This window comes from Mycobacterium sp. NGS57, from assembly GCF_059812405.1.
Genome location: NZ_JCALCP010000004.1, coordinates 244,243 through 261,219, shown reverse-complemented (window position 1 = coordinate 261,219; position 16,977 = coordinate 244,243). Strand labels below are relative to the sequence as shown.

Annotated in this window: 17 protein-coding genes; 11 read left to right on the top strand and 6 right to left on the bottom strand. The window is 70.4% G+C overall.

The features are described from left to right. Nucleotides 1-123: 123 nt before the first annotated feature. Nucleotides 124-1,812, top strand: a complete 1,689-nt coding sequence (locus AC5Y43_RS10170; RefSeq protein ID WP_499971981.1) for an MOSC domain-containing protein — start codon at nucleotides 124-126, stop codon at nucleotides 1,810-1,812. Nucleotides 1,813-1,826: 14 nt separating this feature from the next. Here the strand turns inward: AC5Y43_RS10170 and AC5Y43_RS10165 are convergent, their stop codons facing one another. Next, nucleotides 1,827-2,624: a family 1 encapsulin nanocompartment shell protein gene (locus AC5Y43_RS10165; protein WP_499971979.1), complete on the bottom strand. Its 798-nt coding sequence runs from the start codon at nucleotides 2,622-2,624 to the stop codon at nucleotides 1,827-1,829. After that, nucleotides 2,621-3,694, bottom strand: coding sequence for a Dyp-type peroxidase (locus AC5Y43_RS10160; RefSeq protein ID WP_499972224.1), 1,074 nt, complete (start codon nucleotides 3,692-3,694; stop codon nucleotides 2,621-2,623). Before AC5Y43_RS10160 ends, AC5Y43_RS10165 begins: the two co-directional genes overlap by 4 nt. Between AC5Y43_RS10160 and AC5Y43_RS10155 the strand changes: the two genes are divergently transcribed. The 7 genes from AC5Y43_RS10155 (at nucleotide 3,693) to purM (ending at nucleotide 11,491) form a co-directional block, all read left to right on the top strand. After that, complete coding sequence (locus AC5Y43_RS10155; protein ID WP_499971977.1) at nucleotides 3,693-4,949, top strand: M18 family aminopeptidase; 1,257 nt, start codon at nucleotides 3,693-3,695, stop codon at nucleotides 4,947-4,949. The genes AC5Y43_RS10160 and AC5Y43_RS10155 overlap by 2 nt on opposite strands. A 14-nt stretch (nucleotides 4,950-4,963) precedes the next feature. Continuing rightward, entirely contained in the window at nucleotides 4,964-5,311 is a 348-nt protein-coding gene (locus AC5Y43_RS10150) for a VOC family protein (protein ID WP_499971975.1), read from the top strand. Nucleotides 5,312-5,338: 27 nt separating this feature from the next. After that, nucleotides 5,339-7,606, top strand: a complete 2,268-nt coding sequence (gene purL / locus AC5Y43_RS10145) for a phosphoribosylformylglycinamidine synthase subunit PurL (protein ID WP_499971974.1) — start codon at nucleotides 5,339-5,341, stop codon at nucleotides 7,604-7,606. Between the two features lie 39 nt (nucleotides 7,607-7,645). Next, complete coding sequence (locus AC5Y43_RS10140) at nucleotides 7,646-8,260, top strand: Rv0804 family intramembrane glutamic endopeptidase (protein WP_499971972.1); 615 nt, start codon at nucleotides 7,646-7,648, stop codon at nucleotides 8,258-8,260. Nucleotides 8,261-8,263: 3 nt separating this feature from the next. After that, on the top strand, nucleotides 8,264-8,659 hold the full coding sequence (locus AC5Y43_RS10135) for a sterol carrier family protein (RefSeq protein ID WP_499971970.1): 396 nt from the start codon (nucleotides 8,264-8,266) through the stop codon (nucleotides 8,657-8,659). Nucleotides 8,660-8,791: 132 nt separating this feature from the next. Further along, nucleotides 8,792-10,327, top strand: coding sequence for an amidophosphoribosyltransferase (gene purF, locus AC5Y43_RS10130; protein ID WP_499971969.1), 1,536 nt, complete (start codon nucleotides 8,792-8,794; stop codon nucleotides 10,325-10,327). Between the two features lie 69 nt (nucleotides 10,328-10,396). Next, nucleotides 10,397-11,491 carry a phosphoribosylformylglycinamidine cyclo-ligase gene (purM, locus tag AC5Y43_RS10125; protein ID WP_499971967.1) on the top strand — a complete coding sequence of 365 codons (1,095 nt, stop codon included), beginning with the start codon at nucleotides 10,397-10,399 and terminating at the stop codon, nucleotides 11,489-11,491. Between the two features lie 56 nt (nucleotides 11,492-11,547). Here the strand turns inward: purM and AC5Y43_RS10120 are convergent, their stop codons facing one another. Continuing rightward, nucleotides 11,548-11,742 (bottom strand): DUF3073 domain-containing protein, encoded by a 195-nt coding sequence (locus AC5Y43_RS10120; protein ID WP_499971966.1) that lies wholly within the window; start codon nucleotides 11,740-11,742, stop codon nucleotides 11,548-11,550. 146 nt (nucleotides 11,743-11,888) lie between these two features. Continuing rightward, nucleotides 11,889-12,980: a CAF17-like 4Fe-4S cluster assembly/insertion protein YgfZ gene (gene ygfZ / locus AC5Y43_RS10115; RefSeq protein WP_499971964.1), complete on the bottom strand. Its 1,092-nt coding sequence runs from the start codon at nucleotides 12,978-12,980 to the stop codon at nucleotides 11,889-11,891. Nucleotides 12,981-13,106: 126 nt separating this feature from the next. Between ygfZ and AC5Y43_RS10110 the strand changes: the two genes are divergently transcribed. Beyond that, the gene (locus AC5Y43_RS10110; protein ID WP_499972223.1) at nucleotides 13,107-13,967 is read left to right on the top strand and encodes an aminodeoxychorismate lyase; all 861 of its coding nucleotides are present in this window, start codon (nucleotides 13,107-13,109) and stop codon (nucleotides 13,965-13,967) included. Here the strand turns inward: AC5Y43_RS10110 and AC5Y43_RS10105 are convergent. Continuing rightward, nucleotides 13,908-14,078 (bottom strand): hypothetical protein, encoded by a 171-nt coding sequence (locus AC5Y43_RS10105; RefSeq protein WP_499971963.1) that lies wholly within the window; start codon nucleotides 14,076-14,078, stop codon nucleotides 13,908-13,910. The two genes, AC5Y43_RS10110 and AC5Y43_RS10105, sit on opposite strands and share 60 nt — an antisense overlap. 19 nt (nucleotides 14,079-14,097) lie before the next feature. On the opposite strand from AC5Y43_RS10105, the gene AC5Y43_RS10100 reads away from it, so the two are divergent. Beyond that, nucleotides 14,098-14,796 (top strand): YciI family protein, encoded by a 699-nt coding sequence (locus AC5Y43_RS10100; RefSeq protein WP_499971961.1) that lies wholly within the window; start codon nucleotides 14,098-14,100, stop codon nucleotides 14,794-14,796. A 3-nt stretch (nucleotides 14,797-14,799) separates the two neighbouring features. Then, nucleotides 14,800-16,017: an RNA polymerase sigma factor gene (locus AC5Y43_RS10095; protein WP_499971959.1), complete on the top strand. Its 1,218-nt coding sequence runs from the start codon at nucleotides 14,800-14,802 to the stop codon at nucleotides 16,015-16,017. A 288-nt stretch (nucleotides 16,018-16,305) separates the two neighbouring features. Here AC5Y43_RS10095 and AC5Y43_RS10090 read toward each other — a convergent pair whose 3' ends face one another. Then, entirely contained in the window at nucleotides 16,306-16,914 is a 609-nt protein-coding gene (locus AC5Y43_RS10090; RefSeq protein ID WP_499972222.1) for a heme-binding beta-barrel domain-containing protein, read from the bottom strand. Nucleotides 16,915-16,977 lie beyond the last annotated feature (63 nt).

The window sequence follows — 16,977 nt, the reverse complement described above, 5'->3', positions numbered from 1 at the left end:
TGGGTTGTCTGACCCAGTATGCACCCGAACGGGCCGCGCGCAACAGCAGATCTGTTGCCGGCCAAGTCGGGTTGACATATTCTGGGTCAGATATCCCAATTTGTGCCGAGCGAGGTGACGCGGGTGGGCAGGCTGGTTTCGGTCAATGTGGGCCTGCCCAAGGACGTGCGTTGGCGGGAAAAAACCATCCGCACCGGGATATGGAAGACGCCGGTCGCGGGGCCGGTTATGGTGCGCCGCAACAACTTCGACGGGGACGGGCAGGGTGACTTGGCCGGCCACGGCGGCGAACAGCGCGCCGTCATGGTCTACCAGCGGGAGTCGTACGAGTACTGGAAGACCTACCTGGGGCGCGACGACCTGGAACCCGGCCACTTCGGCGAAAACTTCACCGTCACCGGACTGGGCGATGACGACGTCTGCATCGGTGATCGCTACCGGATCGGGAAGGCCGAATTCGAAGTCACCCAACCACGTGTCACCTGCTTTCGGGTCGGCTGGCGCCTCGACGAGCCCGAGATGCCCAACCTGCTTGTCGCCCACCGTCGCCCGGGGTTCTACTTCCGGGTCATCACCGAGGGCCACGTCCGCGCCGGCGACGACATCGTGCGGACCCGTCGCGGCCGGCACGAACTCAGCGTTGCCGACGTCGACGCGCTGTTGTATCTGTCAGGCCGTGACGCGGGGCAACTCCGCAAGGCCGTCGACGTCCCGGCGCTCAGCCCCGGTTGGCAGCAGTCCTTCCGTGACCTGCTGGCCGAGGGCGTCGCACCGCCAATTACCGCCGCTTGGAATGGATTTTGCCGGTTGCGCGTCACCCAGACCCGCCGGGAAAGTGCGTCGGTGCTCTCGATCACCCTCGAGTCCGCGGATCACACCGCCCTGCCCCCGCCCCTTCCCGGCCAGTACCTCCCGGTGCGGGTTCCCCGGGCCGGCGAACCGGCACCCTTGCGCAGCTACTCCCTTTCGGGTGACCCCGGCGCGGGCGTCTACCGAATCAGCGTCAAGCGCGAGGACCGCGGCGTGGTGAGCCGCTGGCTGCACGCCCACGTCCGGGTGGGGTCGGTGCTCGAGGCCGCCGCGCCGCGCGGCGACTTCTGCCTCAGCGGGGACGGCAATCCGGTGGTGCTGTTATCGGCGGGGATCGGGGTCACCCCCGTGCTGGCGATGCTGCACGCGCTGTCCGATTCCGGCAGCGGTCGCGACATCTGGTGGTTGCACACCACGCGCAATCGCGAAACCGAGACCTTCGCAAGCGAAGTCGACTCCCTCGTCGCGTCACTGCCGCACGCGCGGCGTCGGGTGTTCTACACCGAGACCGAGGGCCGCCTCAACCGGGAGTCGATCGCGTCGCTGGGCCTGCCCATCGATGCCACCGTCTACCTCTGCGGCCCAACGCAATTCATGGTCGACGCCCGCGACTTCCTCACCGCCGGCGGCCTCGACCCCGCGCGCATACACAGTGAATTGTTCGGTGCCCTGCCGGCGATCAACCCGGGCGTGGTCGACATGGGTCCGCGCAGGCCGCCGCACCCGCCCGGGCCGACGCCGGGTACCGGGCCGCCGATCACGTTCGCGCGCAGCGGGCTGACGGTCAACTGGTCGCCGGACTACCGCAGCATCCTCGACCTCGCCGAAGCGTGCGACGTGCCAACCCGTTTCGCGTGCCGCAGCGGGGTCTGTCACGTGTGCGTCACGGGCGTCGTCGCCGGGGCGGCGACCTACGTGCAATCGCCGCTGGAAAAGCCCGGCGAGGGCGAAGTGCTGATCTGCTCGGCCGTGCCGCGCAGCGACCTCGTGCTGGACCTCTGACCGGCCGACCCTTCTTACGGGGCCAGGCAGACCGACGCCTCGGCGGTGTAGCACAAAAACGTCAGCGTCTCCTGCATGTACAGCTGTACGGTCTCGGCGTCGTGGCTGAGGTAGCCGATCGCGACGTCGGTGCCCAGCTGCAAATCGAAGTCTCCGCCGCGGGTGGTCAGCACGAAGGCGCCGTCGATGGCCGGCGCCCAGATGATGTCGCCGTCGACCAAGCGGTTCAGGTGCTCGCGGATGGGATATCCGTGTGCGGTGGTCTCGCTGACCTTGGTGTAGGTCTCCGCGGACAGCAGCACCGAGTAAGGACCGTCGACGCCGGCCAGCCGCAGGCCGGTCAGCGCGTGCGAGATGGCGTCGGGCATGTCGCGCGGATCCTCGGGCAGGGTCAGCGGCGGGTTGGAGCTGCAGCTGCGGATGCCCTCGATCGACGCGGCGGCATAGCCCTCGAAGATCGTGCGGTCCTCGACGAACGCCAGCTTCTTGGCCGCGACCTTGACCGGGTCCCAGTCGGAGTCGTTCGAACCACGCTCGACGTCGTCGATCTCGGTGCGGGACAACGTGAACGGCACGCGCAGCCGGACCAGGGGTTTGCTAGCCCGCAGGTGGGCCACCACACCGTCGGTGGGCGCTTCGACGTCGACGAGCCGGCCGGTGCTGACCGACGCGGCGACCGGGCCCCCGGGCTCGCTGACGTCGACGACGCGCCGCCCGGCGATATGGCGCTTGAAGGTCCGGGTGGCCTCCAATTCGATTTCCGCCCAGGCGACTTCGGTGATCGGTGCCAGGTCGCGGTAGAGGTTGTTCATCGGAGGGTTCCTTTCAGGCTGCCGATCGCGAGTGAGCCATCGTCGGGTGCGGGGGCGTCTTGCTGCGCCGTCACGGGTGGCGCGGGCAGGGGCGGTGGGTCGTCGAGGAAGTCGACGGTGGGGGAGAAGAACAGCCCGCCGGTGACCGCGGTGGAGAAGTCCAGGATCCGGTCGGTGTTGCCGGGCGGGTCGCCGAGGAACATGTTCTGCAGCATCCGTTCGGTGACCCGCGGCGTCCGCGAGTACCCGATGAAGTAGGTGCCGTACTCGGCCTTGCCCAGCTCGCCGAAGGGCATGTTGTGCCGCACGATCTTGAGCTCGGTGCCGTCGTCGTCGGTGATGACGTTGAGCGCGATGTGGGCGTTGGCCGGCTTGACGTCGTCGTCGAATTCGATGTCGTCGAGCTTGGTTCGGCCGAACGCCCGTTCCTGTTCGGTGACCGGCAGCGCATTCCACGCCGACATGTCGTGCACGTACTTCTGCACGTGCACATAGCACGAGCCCGCGAAGTCGGGGTCCTCGTCGCCGACGGCGGTGGAGCTGACCGCCAGTGGGCCGTCGGGGTTTTCGGTCCCGTCGACGAAGCCCAGCAGGTCGCGATTGTCGAAGTAACGAAAGCCGTGCACCTCGTCGACCACGGTGACCGCGCCCGCCATCGCGCGCAGGATGCGGTCGGCCAATTCGAAACAGACGTCAAGGGTCTCGGCGCGGATGTGGAACAACAGGTCCCCGGGTGTGGCCGGCGCGGTGTGCCGCGGGCCGTGCAGCGGGATGAACGGATGCAGCTCGGCGGGCCGCGGTCCGGAAAACAGGCGATCCCACGCGTCGGAACCGATGGAGGCGATCACCGACAACCGCTTGGGCGGTTCGCGGAATCCGATCGCGCGCGCCAGCCCGGACACGTCCTGAAGCGCGTCGCGCACGGTCTCCTCGCCGCCGTCGTCGATGGTCAGCACCAGGAAGATCGCGGCCGGGGTCAACGGCGCGAGGATGGGTTGGGGCTGCACTGGCGGCACTCTGCCGACCCTATCGTTAACCCCGCCGTCCGGAACAGCGATGATGTTCAGCATGCCGGCCAGCGCCGCAGGCCTCTGCGATTTCATCGACGCGTCTCCGTCGCCGTTTCACGTCTGCGCCACGGTGGGCGCCCGGCTTGTCGAGGCCGGCTACGCCGAACTCGCGGAAGCCGACCGCTGGCCGGGGCGGGCGGGCCGCTACTTCACCGTGCGGGCCGGCTCGCTGGTCGCGTGGAACTCCGCCGGAGCCGACGGCCCGTTCCGCATCGTCGGCGCGCACACCGACAGCCCCAACCTGCGGGTCAAGCAGCATCCGGACCGGCTGGTCGCCGGGTGGCGCGTGGTGGCGCTGGAGCCGTACGGGGGAGCGTGGCTCAACTCCTGGCTGGACCGGGACCTGGGGATCAGCGGGCGGCTGTCGGTCCGGGACGGCGCCGGGGTCGGCCACCGGCTGGTCCGCATCGACGAGCCCATCCTGCGGGTGCCCCAGCTCGCAATCCACCTGGCCGAGGACCGCAAGTCGGTGACCCTGGACCCGCAGCGACACGTCAACGCGGTCTGGGGCGTTGCCGACCAACCGCTTTCGTTCGTGGACTACGTCGCCGCGCGGGCCGGGGTGGCCGCGGCCGACGTGCTGGCCGCCGACCTGATGACGCACGACCTGACCCCGTCCACGGTGCTGGGCGCCGACACCGATTTGTTGAGCGCCCCCCGGCTGGACAACCAGGCCAGCTGCTACGCCGGGATGGAGGCACTGCTGGATGCCGAACCCCGGGGCTTTCAACCGGTGCTGGTGCTCTTCGATCACGAGGAAGTCGGCTCGTCGTCCGACCACGGCGCGCAGTCCGACCTGCTGGGCACCGTCCTGGAGCGCGTCGTGCTCGCCGCCGGCGGCAACCGGGAAGACTTCCTGCGCCGGCTGCCCGCGTCCATGCTGGCCTCGGCCGACATGGCGCATGCCACCCACCCCAATTACCCGGAGCGGCACGAGCCCGGCCATCTGATCGCGGCCAACGCCGGGCCGGTGCTCAAGGTGCACCCGAACCTGCGGTACGCCACCGACGGACGCACCGCGGCGGCCTTCGAGCTGGCCTGTCGCCAGGCCGGCGTCGGACTGCAGCGCTACGAGCACCGCGCCGACCTGCCGTGCGGTTCGACCATCGGGCCGCTGGCGTCGGCGCGCACCGGCATCCCGACCGTCGACGTCGGTGCCGCCCAGCTCGCGATGCACTCCGCGCGCGAGCTGATGGGCGCACACGATGTGGCCGCCTATTCCGCTGCGCTGCAAGCGTTTCTTTCGCCGCACTGACCTACGATCCGGTCATGGCGCTCAAGGTGGAGATGATCACGTTCGACAGCACCGACCCGGCAACGCTCGCCGGGTGGTGGGCGGAGCAATTCGAGGGCACCACGCACGAGCTGCTGGCCGGCGAATTCTTCGCCGTGGCACCGGCCGAAGGCCCCCGCCTCGGATTCCAGAAGGTGCCCGATCCGACGCCCGGAAAGAATCGCGTGCACCTCGATTTCAGCGCCGCGGATGTGGACGCCGAAGTGTCTCGCCTGACGGCCGCCGGAGCCACCGAGGTCGAACGGCACCGGGTCGGCGACAACTTCCGCTGGGTCGTGCTGACCGACCCCGAGGGCAACGCATTCTGCGTGGTCGGTCAATAGCCGGCGGGGCGACCCTAGACTGTGGGCGTGACTGACACCGTCGAGCACGCCGCCACCACGCCCGACCAGCCGCAACCGTTTTCCGAACTGGGCCTCAAAGACGACGAATACCAGCGCATCCGCGAGATTCTGGGCCGGAGGCCCACCGACACCGAGCTGGCCATGTACTCGGTGATGTGGAGCGAGCACTGTTCCTACAAATCGTCGAAGGTGCACCTGCGCTACTTCGGTGAGACCACCTCCGACGAGATGCGCGCCGGCATGCTGGCCGGCATCGGCGAGAACGCCGGCGTGGTCGACATCGGCGACGGCTGGGCCGTCACGTTCAAGGTGGAGTCGCACAACCATCCGTCCTACGTCGAGCCCTACCAGGGCGCGGCCACCGGCGTCGGTGGCATCGTCCGCGACATCATGGCGATGGGCGCGCGGCCGGTCGCGGTGATGGACCAGCTCCGCTTCGGCGCCGCCGACGCGCCCGACACCCGCCGGGTGGTCGACGGCGTGGTGCGCGGCATCGGCGGCTACGGGAACTCGCTGGGCCTGCCCAACATCGGCGGCGAGACCGTCTTCGACGCCTGCTACGCAGGCAACCCATTGGTCAACGCGATGTGCGTGGGCGTATTGCGCCAGGAGGACCTGCATCTGGCGTTCGCCTCGGGCGTGGGCAACAAGATCATCCTGTTCGGCGCGCGCACCGGCCTTGACGGCATCGGCGGGGTGTCGGTGCTGGCGTCGGACACGTTCGACGAGGAGAACTCGCGCAAGAAGCTGCCCTCGGTGCAGGTGGGCGACCCCTTCATGGAGAAGGTGCTCATCGAATGCTGCCTGGACCTGTACGCGGGCGGGCTGGTGATCGGCATTCAGGATCTCGGCGGGGCCGGATTGGCCTGTGCAACTTCCGAATTGGCGTCGGCCGGCGACGGGGGGATGGCGATCCAGCTCGACGCCGTTCCGCTGCGGACCACCGAGATGACGCCCGCCGAGGTGCTGTGCAGCGAGTCGCAGGAGCGCATGTGCGCGGTGGTCGCGCCGGAGAACGTCGACGCCTTCATGGCGGTGTGCCGCAAGTGGGAGGTGCTGGCCACCGTGATCGGCGAGGTCACCGACGGCGACCGGCTGCGGATCGCCTGGCGCGGCGAGACGGTCGTCGACGTGCCGCCGCGCACCGTGGCCCACGAGGGACCGGTGTACCAGCGCCCGGTCGTGCGCCCCGACTCGCAGGACGCCCTGAACGCCGACCGCTCGACGAGCCTGCCGCGGCCGGCAACCGGCGATGAGCTGCGCGCGACTTTACTTGCGCTGCTTGGCAGTCCGCATCTGTGCAGCCGCGCGTTCATCACCGAGCAGTACGACCGCTACGTGCGCGGCAACACCGTGCTGGCCGAGCACGCCGACGGCGGCGTGCTGCGCGTCGACGAGTGCACCGGCCGCGGCATCGCGGTGTCGACCGACGCGTCCGGGCGCTACACCCAGCTGGACCCCTACGCCGGCGCCCAGCTCGCCCTGGCCGAGGCGTACCGCAACGTCGCCGTCACCGGCGCCACGCCGGTCGCGGTGACCAACTGCCTCAACTTCGGGTCCCCCGAAGACCCCGGGGTGATGTGGCAGTTCTCCCAGGCGGTGCGCGGCCTCGCCGATGGCTGTGCGGCCCTTGGCATTCCGGTCACCGGCGGCAACGTGAGCTTCTACAACCAGACCGGGTCGACGGCGATCATGCCCACGCCGGTGGTCGGGGTGCTCGGTGTCATAGAGGACGTGAGCCGATGTCTCCGCACGTCCTTCGGCACCGAACCCGGGGAAACCCTGATCCTGCTGGGCGATACGCGCGACGAGTTCGACGGCTCCGTCTGGGCGCAGGTGACCGCCGACCACCTGGGCGGGCTGCCGCCCGCCGTCGACCTCGCGCGCGAGAAGCTGCTGGCCGACGTGCTGACCTCCGCGTCGCGCGACGGGCTGGTGTCCGCCGCGCACGACTTGTCCGAGGGCGGCCTGGCCCAAGCCGTAATCGAAGCGGCGCTGGCCGGCGAAACCGGTTGCCGCATCGTGCTTCCCGAAAACGCCGACCCGTTCGTGATGCTGTTCTCGGAGTCGGCGGGCCGCGTGCTGGTGGCGGTGCCGCGCACCGAGGAGAGCCGGTTCCGCGCGATGTGCGAGGCGCGCGGGCTGCCCGCCGTCCGCATCGGCGTCGCCGATCAGGCCGTTGACGCCGTCGAGGTGCAGGGCCTGTTCACGGTTCCGCTGGCCGAACTGCGCCAGACGTCCGAATCGGTGCTGCCGCGCCTGTTTTCACAGTGACTCTGCGCTGACGGCGCGGGCCACTCGCACTTCTTCACCATGGATGCAGAGTCAACGGCAAAGCCGCTCGCCCTAGCCGCCGCACTGGTCGGCTGGAGCTTCGTCACCCCCCGCATGCCGGCGGCAGCCCGGATAGCGTTACAGACCGCCGTCAGCGCGCTGCTGGTGCGTGCGACCCGCGCCCCGCTGGGTCTAACACCGCCGCGGCTGACGGCGGGGGTACGGCTGGGCTCGGCGGCCGGCGCGGCCGCGGCCAGCACGATCGCCGCGAGCAGCGCGGCGCCCGTGGTGCGCGCGGCGATGGCCGGGCGTGAGCCGCCGCCGTCCGCGATCGGCTGGCTGCTGGTGCGCATCCCCGTCGGCACCGTGTGGGCCGAGGAGGCCGCCTTCCGCGGCGCGCTGGCCGCCGCCGGCGCCCGGGCGTTCGGCCGGCCCGGCGGACGGGTGCTGCAGGCCATCGCCTTTGGGTTCTCCCACGTCGCCGATGCGCGGGCCACCGGCCAGCCGGTGGCGGGCACCGTGCTGGTCACGGGTGTGGCGGGCTGGGTGTTCGGCTGGCTGGCCGACCGTTCCGGCAGCCTTGCCGCGCCGATGCTCGCGCATCTGGCCGTCAACGAGGCCGGTGCGATCGCGGCGCTGGCCGTGCGACGCTGAGCCATGCCCGCCCGTCACGCCGCCGACCCGGCCAAGACCCGCCAGGCGGTGCTGGCCGTCGTGCACTGGTTGCGCGACGAATCGCGGCCGGCACCCGATCGGGCGGCCCTGGCGACCGCGGTGCGGCTCACCGCGCGCACGCTGGCCGCGGTGGCGCCCGGCGCCAGCGTCGAGGTCCGGATCCCGCCCTTCGTCGCGGTCCAGTGCGTCGCGGGACCCCGGCACACCCGCGGCACGCCGCCCAACATCGTGGAGGCCGATCCGCGCACCTGGCTGCTGCTGGTCACCGGGCTGGTGCCGATCGAGGACGCGACGACGAGCGGGACGCTGACGCTGTCGGGCTCCCGGGCGGGTGAAATCGGCCACTGGCTGCCCCTGGTCGACATCGACCCAAGATAACCCTGAACTGCACGTTTAGGCTTTTCGGGCCGGCGAATTCGGCGCCCAACACGCGCGACGGATTGGGCGCGCCGCCCGTCGTGCCCGTAGACTCCGTGACGTCACCAATCGTTCGCAGGGAGCCGCCGAACCGTGACCGTGCAGGAACTGGAACAGGACCTGAACTCCCCCCGGGAAGAGTGCGGCGTATTCGGGGTCTGGGCCCCCGGCGAAGAAGTCGCCAAACTCACCTATTACGGCCTGTACGCCCTGCAGCACCGCGGGCAGGAAGCCGCGGGCATCGCCGTCGCCGACGGGTCGCAGGTGCTGGTCTTCAAGGACCTCGGCCTGGTCAGCCAGGTGTTCGACGAGCAGACGCTGGCCGCGATGCAGGGCCACGTCGCCATCGGGCACTGCCGCTATTCCACCACCGGCGACACGACGTGGGAAAACGCGCAGCCGGTGTTCCGCAACACCGCGGCCGGTACCGGAGTCGCGTTGGGGCACAACGGGAATCTGGTCAACACCGCCGAACTCGCCGCCCGCGCCCGCGAGGAGGGCTTGATCGGCACCCGCTGCCCGGCCCCGGCCACGACGGACTCCGACATCCTGGGCGCGCTGCTGGCGCACGGCGCCGCCGATTCCAGCCTGGAGCAGGCGGCGCTGGAACTGCTGCCGACCGTGCGCGGGGCGTTCTGCCTGACGTTCATGGACGAAAACACGCTGTACGCGTGCCGCGATCCCTTTGGCGTGCGGCCGCTTTCGCTCGGACGGCTGGACCGCGGCTGGGTGGTGGCGTCCGAGACGGCCGCACTCGACATCGTCGGCGCCTCGTTCGTCCGCGACATCGAGCCCGGTGAATTGCTGGCCATCGATGCCGACGGGGTGCGCTCGACGCGATTCGCCAACCCCGAGCCCAAGGGCTGCGTCTTCGAGTACGTCTACCTGGCCCGCCCGGACAGCACGATCGCCGGCCGGTCGGTGCACGCGACCCGGGTCGAGATCGGGCGCCGGCTGGCCCGCGAATGCCCGGTCGAGGCCGACCTGGTGATCGGGGTGCCGGAGTCGGGCACCCCGGCGGCCGTCGGGTACGCGCAGGAGTCCGGCATCCCGTACGGGCAGGGCCTGATGAAGAACGCCTACGTCGGGCGCACGTTCATCCAGCCGTCGCAGACCATCCGCCAGCTCGGCATCCGGCTGAAGCTGAACCCGCTGAAAGAGGTGATCCGCGGCAAGCGGCTCATCGTGGTCGACGACTCGATCGTGCGCGGCAACACCCAGCGTGCCCTGCTGCGGATGCTGCGGGAGGCCGGCGCTCTCGAGGTGCACGTGCGCATCGCCTCGCCGCCGGTGAAGTGGCCGTGTTTCTACGGCATCGACTTCCCGTCGCCGGCCGAGCTGATCGCCAATGCCGTCCAAGACAAAGAGGAGATGCTCGAGGCGGTCCGGCACGCCATCGGGGCCGACACGCTGGGCTATATCTCGCTGCGCGGCCTGGTCGCGGCCTCCGAGCAGCCCGCGTCGCGGCTGTGCACCGCCTGCTTCGACGGCAAGTATCCGATCGAGTTGCCGGGGGAGACGGCGCTGGGCAAGAACGTCATCGAGAACATGCTCGCCAGCGCGGCGCGCGGTGCCGCGCTCGACGATCTGGCGCCCAGGGACATTCCAGAAGTGCCGATCGTGCGCTGACCGAATTCGCTTGGCGCATCAAAGACGTTTGATACCGGCGCGAAGCGCCGCCCGGTAGCCTTTATCGCGATGACGGATCCCGGAAAAAGCCCCGGACGCAACCCGGGCAGCCAGGGCATCACCTACGCGTCGGCCGGGGTGGACATCGAAGCCGGTGATCGCGCCGTGGCGTTGTTCAAGCCGCTGGCGACCAAGGCGACCCGGCCGGAGGTACGCGGCGGGCTGGGCGGGTTCGCCGGGCTGTTCGCGCTGCGCGGCGACTACCGCGAGCCGGTGCTGGCGGCCTCCACCGACGGCGTCGGCACCAAGCTGGCGGTCGCCCAGGCGATGGACAAGCACGACACCGTGGGCCTCGACCTGGTCGCGATGGTGGTCGACGACCTCGTGGTGTGCGGCGCCGAGCCGCTGTTCCTGCAGGACTACATCGCGGTCGGCCGGACGGTCCCCGAACGTCTGAGCGCGATCGTCAGCGGCATCGCCGAGGGCTGCGTGCGCGCCGGCTGCGCGCTGCTCGGCGGGGAAACCGCCGAACACCCCGGCCTGATGGAGCCCGACCACTACGACATCTCGGCGACCGGCATCGGCGTCGTGGAGGCCGACGACGTCCTGGGCGCCGACCGCGTCAAGCCCGGCGACGTCATCATCGCGATGGGCTCGTCCGGCCTGCACTCCAACGGGTACTCGCTGGCCCGCACGGTGCTGCTGGAGATCGACCGGATGAACCTGGCCGGCTACGTCGAGGAGTTCGGCCGCACTCTCGGCGAAGAGTTGCTGGAACCGACCCGCATCTACGCCAAGGACTGCCTGGCGCTGACGGCCGAGACCCACGTCCGCACGTTCTGCCACGTCACCGGCGGCGGGCTGGCGGGCAACCTGCAGCGCGTCATCCCGCCGGGGCTGGTCGCCGAGGTCGACCGCGGCACGTGGACGCCCGCGCCGGTATTCGCGATGATCGCCCAGCGCGGCCGGGTGACCCGCGAGGAGATGGAAAAGACGTTCAACATGGGCGTCGGCATGATCGCCGTCGTCGCCCCGGAAGACACCGACCGCGCCCTGGCCATCCTGACCGCGCGGCATTTGGATTGCTGGGTGTTGGGCACCGTCGGCAAAGGCGGCAAAGACGGCCCCCGGGCCAAACTGGTCGGGCAGCACCCCAGGTTCTGAGAGCGCGCTGCTAAAAAGTGTGCCGATGCTCAGAGCATCGGCACGGGGGTTGGGTTCTAGCGACGCCAGTCGTCTTGATCGTCCCAGGAATTGCCCGGACCGGAACCGTCCGAGTCGTCCAACCCGTCGGGTTCGTCTGCGCTCGTGCCCGACAGCTCGCGCTGTAGCCGCTGGAAGTCGGTCTGCGGGGAACTGTATTTGAGTTCTCGTGCAACCTTGGTCTGCTTTGCCTTAGCCCGGCCGCGGCCCATGGGGGAACCCCCTCGCGCAATAACGGAGCGGCCTAACGAGTAGGCGGCTCCGATCTCTGGTGTCGTATTTGTCCTGCCGACAGTTTACCGTGCCTGCGGGCCGGGTGTCGGCGGCCCCTGTCCGCTGTGGTGGACGTCATCGGCCATTATCCCGCACCGCCGCGCAACCGTTCAACGGCCAGCCGGCCCGCCCCGACGTGGTCGGCGGCCGGCACGGAATCGGCGTCGATCGCCGCGGCGACCGCCGCCTCGGGGCCCGTCGCCAGGGGTGTGTCCGCCGGCAACCCGCGCTTGACCAGCGCCAGCGCCACCGGCCCGAGGTCCACGTGGTCGACCACGGTCCCGAGGCGCCCCACGGCACGAGCGCCCGCCACCACCGCGTCGCCCGTCGCGGGCCGCTCCACCGAGCCATCGAGGTGCAGCAACACCAGCATGCGCGGCGGTTTGCCCAGGTTGTGCACCCGCGCGATGGTTTCCTGCCCGCGATAGCAGCCCTTGTCCAGGTGCACGGCCCCCGCGCCGGGACCGCCGATCCAGCCCACCTCGTGCGGGATCGTGCGCTCGTCCGTGTCGACGCCGAGCCGCGGGCGCAACGCCGCCACCCGATGTGCCTCGAAAGCCCACACCCCGGCCGGTTGCACGCCCGCCTGCGCCAGGCGGTCCCGCCAGCCGGCCGACCCGTCGCGCGCGATGACCAGGTCCAGCTCGATCTGCTCGGCGGTTGCGCCCGGCATCCGGCGCACGAAGCCGGCGGCGACGGGAACCGCGGCCGCCTCGGCGGGCAGGGCGTCCAGCCCGAGCGCGTCGAGCACCGCCCGGTCGGCCAGCCGCGGACCCAGCAGTGTCAGCACCCCCAGCTCAGAGCCCGTGGGCGTCACCTCCGACCAGAAGACCATCTTGCGCAGATACTCCAGCAGCGGCTCGCCCCGCCGGGGTTCGGTATCGAGGTAGGTCGTGCCGCCCAGCTCCGTCTGGATCCAGTGGTCCTCGACGCGGCCCTGCCCGTCGAGGCTGAGGTTTTGCGTGCTGGCGCCCTCGGGCAGTTCGCTGACGTGCTGGGTGGTGAGGCTGTGCAGCCAGGTTTGGCGGTCTTTGCCGGTCAGGGTGAGCACCGCGCGGTGCGAGCGGTCGATCACCACCGCGTCGGTCTCGGCGGCGCGCTGCTCGCCCAGCGGATCCCCGTAGTGCCAGACCGCGCCGGCGTCGGGCCCGGGATCGGGTGCGGGAACGGCGTTCACGACGCCAACTCTACTGACCGGTGCCGCCCTCCACCGAACGTGCGGCCAGGCGCACACTCGAGCGCGACGGTGCGGCTGGCCGCACACTCGCCACTAGGCTTGCTGTCCATGGCCGACCCGATGGGCGTGATCGTCACACTGGACGGCGAGACGCATTCGCCGGGGGAGCGGTTGCTGCACGCCGACGACCTAGCGGCCGTGCGCGGCGACGGCATCTTCGAGACGCTGCTGGTGCGCACCGGCCGGGCCTGCCTGCTCGAGTCGCACCTGCAGCGGCTCACGCATTCCGCAAAGCTGACGGACCTGCCCGCGCCCAACCTTCCCGCCTGGCGGCGCGCGATCGACGAGGCGACGCGGCGGTGGGTCGCGGGCACCGCCGAGGAGGGCGCCATGCGGTTGATCTACAGCCGCGGCCGCGAGAACGGTTCGGCGCCGACGGCCTACGTGATGGTCACCCCCGTCCCGGACCGGGTGACCGCGGTGCGCCGCGACGGGATCTCCGCGATCACGCTCGATCGCGGGCTGCCCGCCGACGCCGCCGACGCCATGCCGTGGCTGCTGGCCGGCGCCAAGACGCTGTCGTACGCGGTCAACATGGCCGCCCTGCGCCACGCCGCCCGGCAGGGCGCCGGTGACGTGATCTTCGTCAGCTCCGACGGCCACATCCTGGAAGGCCCGCGCTCGACGGTGGTGATCGCCACCGCTGCGCCCGGGGACCCGTGCCTGCTCACACCGCCACCGTGGTATCCGATCCTGCGCGGCACCACGCAGCAGGCCCTCTTCGAGGTGGCCCGGGCCAAGGGCTATGACTGCGACTACCGCGCGCTCCGCGTCGCGGATCTGCATGCCGCCCAAGGGGTTTGGCTGGTGTCCAGCATGACACTGGCCGCCCGGGTGCACACGCTCGACGGGCAACCACTGGGCCGCTCACCGATCGCTGCCGAATTCGCCGAGCTGGTCGACGCGGCCATCGCCGGTGATCGCTGAGCGTTCGCGGGGCGCGGTGGCCTGCACCGCATTGATTTCCCGGCGCCCTGTCGGATTGGCGCTGCGCCGTTCGTCGAGTAGGTAGAGAGTGGAGTACAGGGCTTCGCTCACGATCCGGAGGTTGCGACGTATGCAATATTTGGCGCTGTTGATCAGCAAGGAACGGGACGTGGCCCCCGACGAGCGGGCAGCGGTGATGACCGCCTACCAGAGCTTCCACACCAAGGCGGCGTCAGCCATCCGCGCCGGTGATGCTCTGCTGCCGTCCGCGGCAGGTGTCCGCATCACCGGGGGGCCGGACGCCCCGGTGACCACCGACGGCCCGTTCGCCGAGGCCGCCGAGGTGGCCGGCGGTTACTACGTGTTCGAGGCCGACAACCTCGACGAGGCCTTGGCGTTGGCCCGCGACATCCCTGCCGCGCAGCACGGCGCGATCGAAGTGCGGCCGACCTACCACGTGTTCGATCCCGATTGGTCGGGCACCGGCGCCCAGTGGCTGGCGCTGCTGCTGGAGCCACCGGCGAACGCACACACACCGGGCACACCGGAGTGGCAGGCGGAAGCGGCGCGGCACGGTGAATTCGCCGCCGCCGCAGGAGATCACATCGTCGGCGGCGCCGCATTGCACGAGTCCACGACGGCGACCACGGTGCGGGTACGCGACGGTCAGGTGCTGCTGACCGACGGTCCCTTCGTGGAAGGCGCCGAGATCGCCACCGGCTTCTATCTGCTGGCGGCCGCCGACCGTGACGAGGCGGTCAAACTCGCCGCGATGATCCCCGCTTCCGCGGTGCAGCTGCGCCAGCTGGCGGGAGTCTCCGGCCTGTAGGACATGACGAACCTGGACGGCGTCTTCCGTCGGGAATGGGGACCGGCCGTCGCCGCGCTGGCGCGGTGGTCCGGCGACCTGACCGTCGCCGAGGACGCCGTCCAGGAAGCCTGCGCCGAGGCGCTGCGCGCCTGGCCCCACGAAGGGATGCCCGACAGTCCGGGCGGATGGTTGGTGACCGTGGCGCGCAACCGCGCCCGGGATCGGCTACGCCGCGAATCCGCGCGTCCCGGAAAGGAATTGGCTTCCGTGCTGGACGAGATTCGGGTGCGCACCGATGCCGCCGACCCCCACCCGGTGCTCGACGACGAGCTGCGGATGATGTTCACCTGTGCGCACCCGGCACTCGACCGGCCGTCGCAACTGGCGCTCACCCTGCGACTGGTATCCGGGCTGACCGTCGGCGAAATTGCCCGTGCGCTGCTGCAGAGCGAGGCGGCCATCGGCCAGCGAATCACGCGCGCCAAGAACAAGATTCGGCATGCCAACATCCCGCTGCGGGTGCCGCCGGCTGAGCTGCTGGCCGAGCGCACGCCGCACGTTCTCGCTTGCATCTATTCGGTGTTCACCGAGGGTTACTGGTCGACGGCGGGCCCGTCGGCGATTCGCGACGAATTGTGCGACGAGGGGATCCGGCTGGCACAGGAGCTGTGCGCGCTGATGCCGCAGGAGCTGGAGGCACACGCGCTGGCCGCCCTGATGCTGCTGCACGATTCGCGGCGCGCGACCCGCGTCGACCCCGCCGGGATGCTGGTGCCGCTCGAGGAGCAGGACCGGCGCCGGTGGGATCGGGACCGCATTTCGCGCGGGCTGGACCGGCTGCGGCGGGCCGAGCGATCAACGGGTCCCTATCTCGTGCAGGCAGTGATCGCCGCGTTGCACGCGACGGCGCCGAACTGGGAACAGACGGATTGGGTCAGCATCTGCGCGGCGTATGACCGGCTTGTGCGGATAACCGACTCCCCGGTGGTGCGCGCCAACCGCGCTTTGGCGGTCGGTTTCCGCAGCGGCCCCGACGCCGGCCTGGCCGCCCTGGACGCGGTGGCGCACGATCCCCGGCTGGCTCGCTCCAACCTCGTGGCGACGGTGCGCGCCGACCTGCTTCGGCGCGCGGGAAGGCCCGCCGAAGCCGCGACGTGGTATCGAACGGCCTTGGAAGCCAACAGTTCTGAGCCGGGCCGCGAATTCCTGCGGCGGCGCATCGCCGAGTGCGGGGGGTGACATCCGTCCGGGCGAGAAACTCGCGGAGTGAAGCAGCGGGGATTCGTCATCAAAACTGGGTCTGACGTGCGGGGATGCCGCCAAATGCTATGGTCGTGGCACACAGGGAAGGAGGTGGTCCGCGAAATTGATAGCTTCATGGACATGTGAGGTGGCTACGCGTTAGCTGCATGGCTCGGAAGCACCGGCGCGTAACGCAGCTGGCGAATTTCCCGTAGCCACCCGGCCCCCGAGTTCCGGTCAGTCCAACCGGAGATTCGCTCGGGGGCCGCTCCATGTCCGGGCCCCCTATCCCGCGAAGCGGGACAGCCGCGCCGAAAGGTGCGGCACCAGTCCGCCGTCGGCGTCCACCCGCTCCTCGACGTAGGCCAGGTCGCCGCCCTCGACGATGCCGTAGAGCCGCTTGGCGCCGCCGACTAGCACGCCCGAGCGGCTGCGTGCCAGCGCGTCGGTCACCAGTTCCCACGACGACTGGGTGCGCGGGCGGCCGTAGAACAGCTCGACGTAGCCGGCCGAATGCGCCAGCAACAGCTCGATGGCCTGCGACTCGGTCGGGTCGTCGGGATCGGTGACGAAGCGCCAATACCCCGTCTCGCGCAGGCCGGGCTTCGGGTATTCGCCGTTGTCGTCGAGCCGCCAGGAGCGCGCTTCCCAATTCAGATAGTCACCGCCGTCGTGGGAGACCACGATCTGCTGACCGAACCGGTAGTCGCCGTCGGGCCCGCGGCCCTCGCCCTCGCCGCGCCACACGCCGACCAGCGGCAGCAGGGCCAGCAGCGCGTCGTTGAGGTTGGCGCCTTCGCGCAGGTTCGCGGTGTCGGGGGGCACCGGCAGATCATCGAAGGCTGGGATATTGCGGGCGGCGGTCACTTTGGCGCGCTCGGCGGCGGCTGCCACGGCGCGGTCGCTCGAACCCGCGGGACCGGCCGGTCCGTCGGGGCCCTCGTCGGGGGTCGTGCG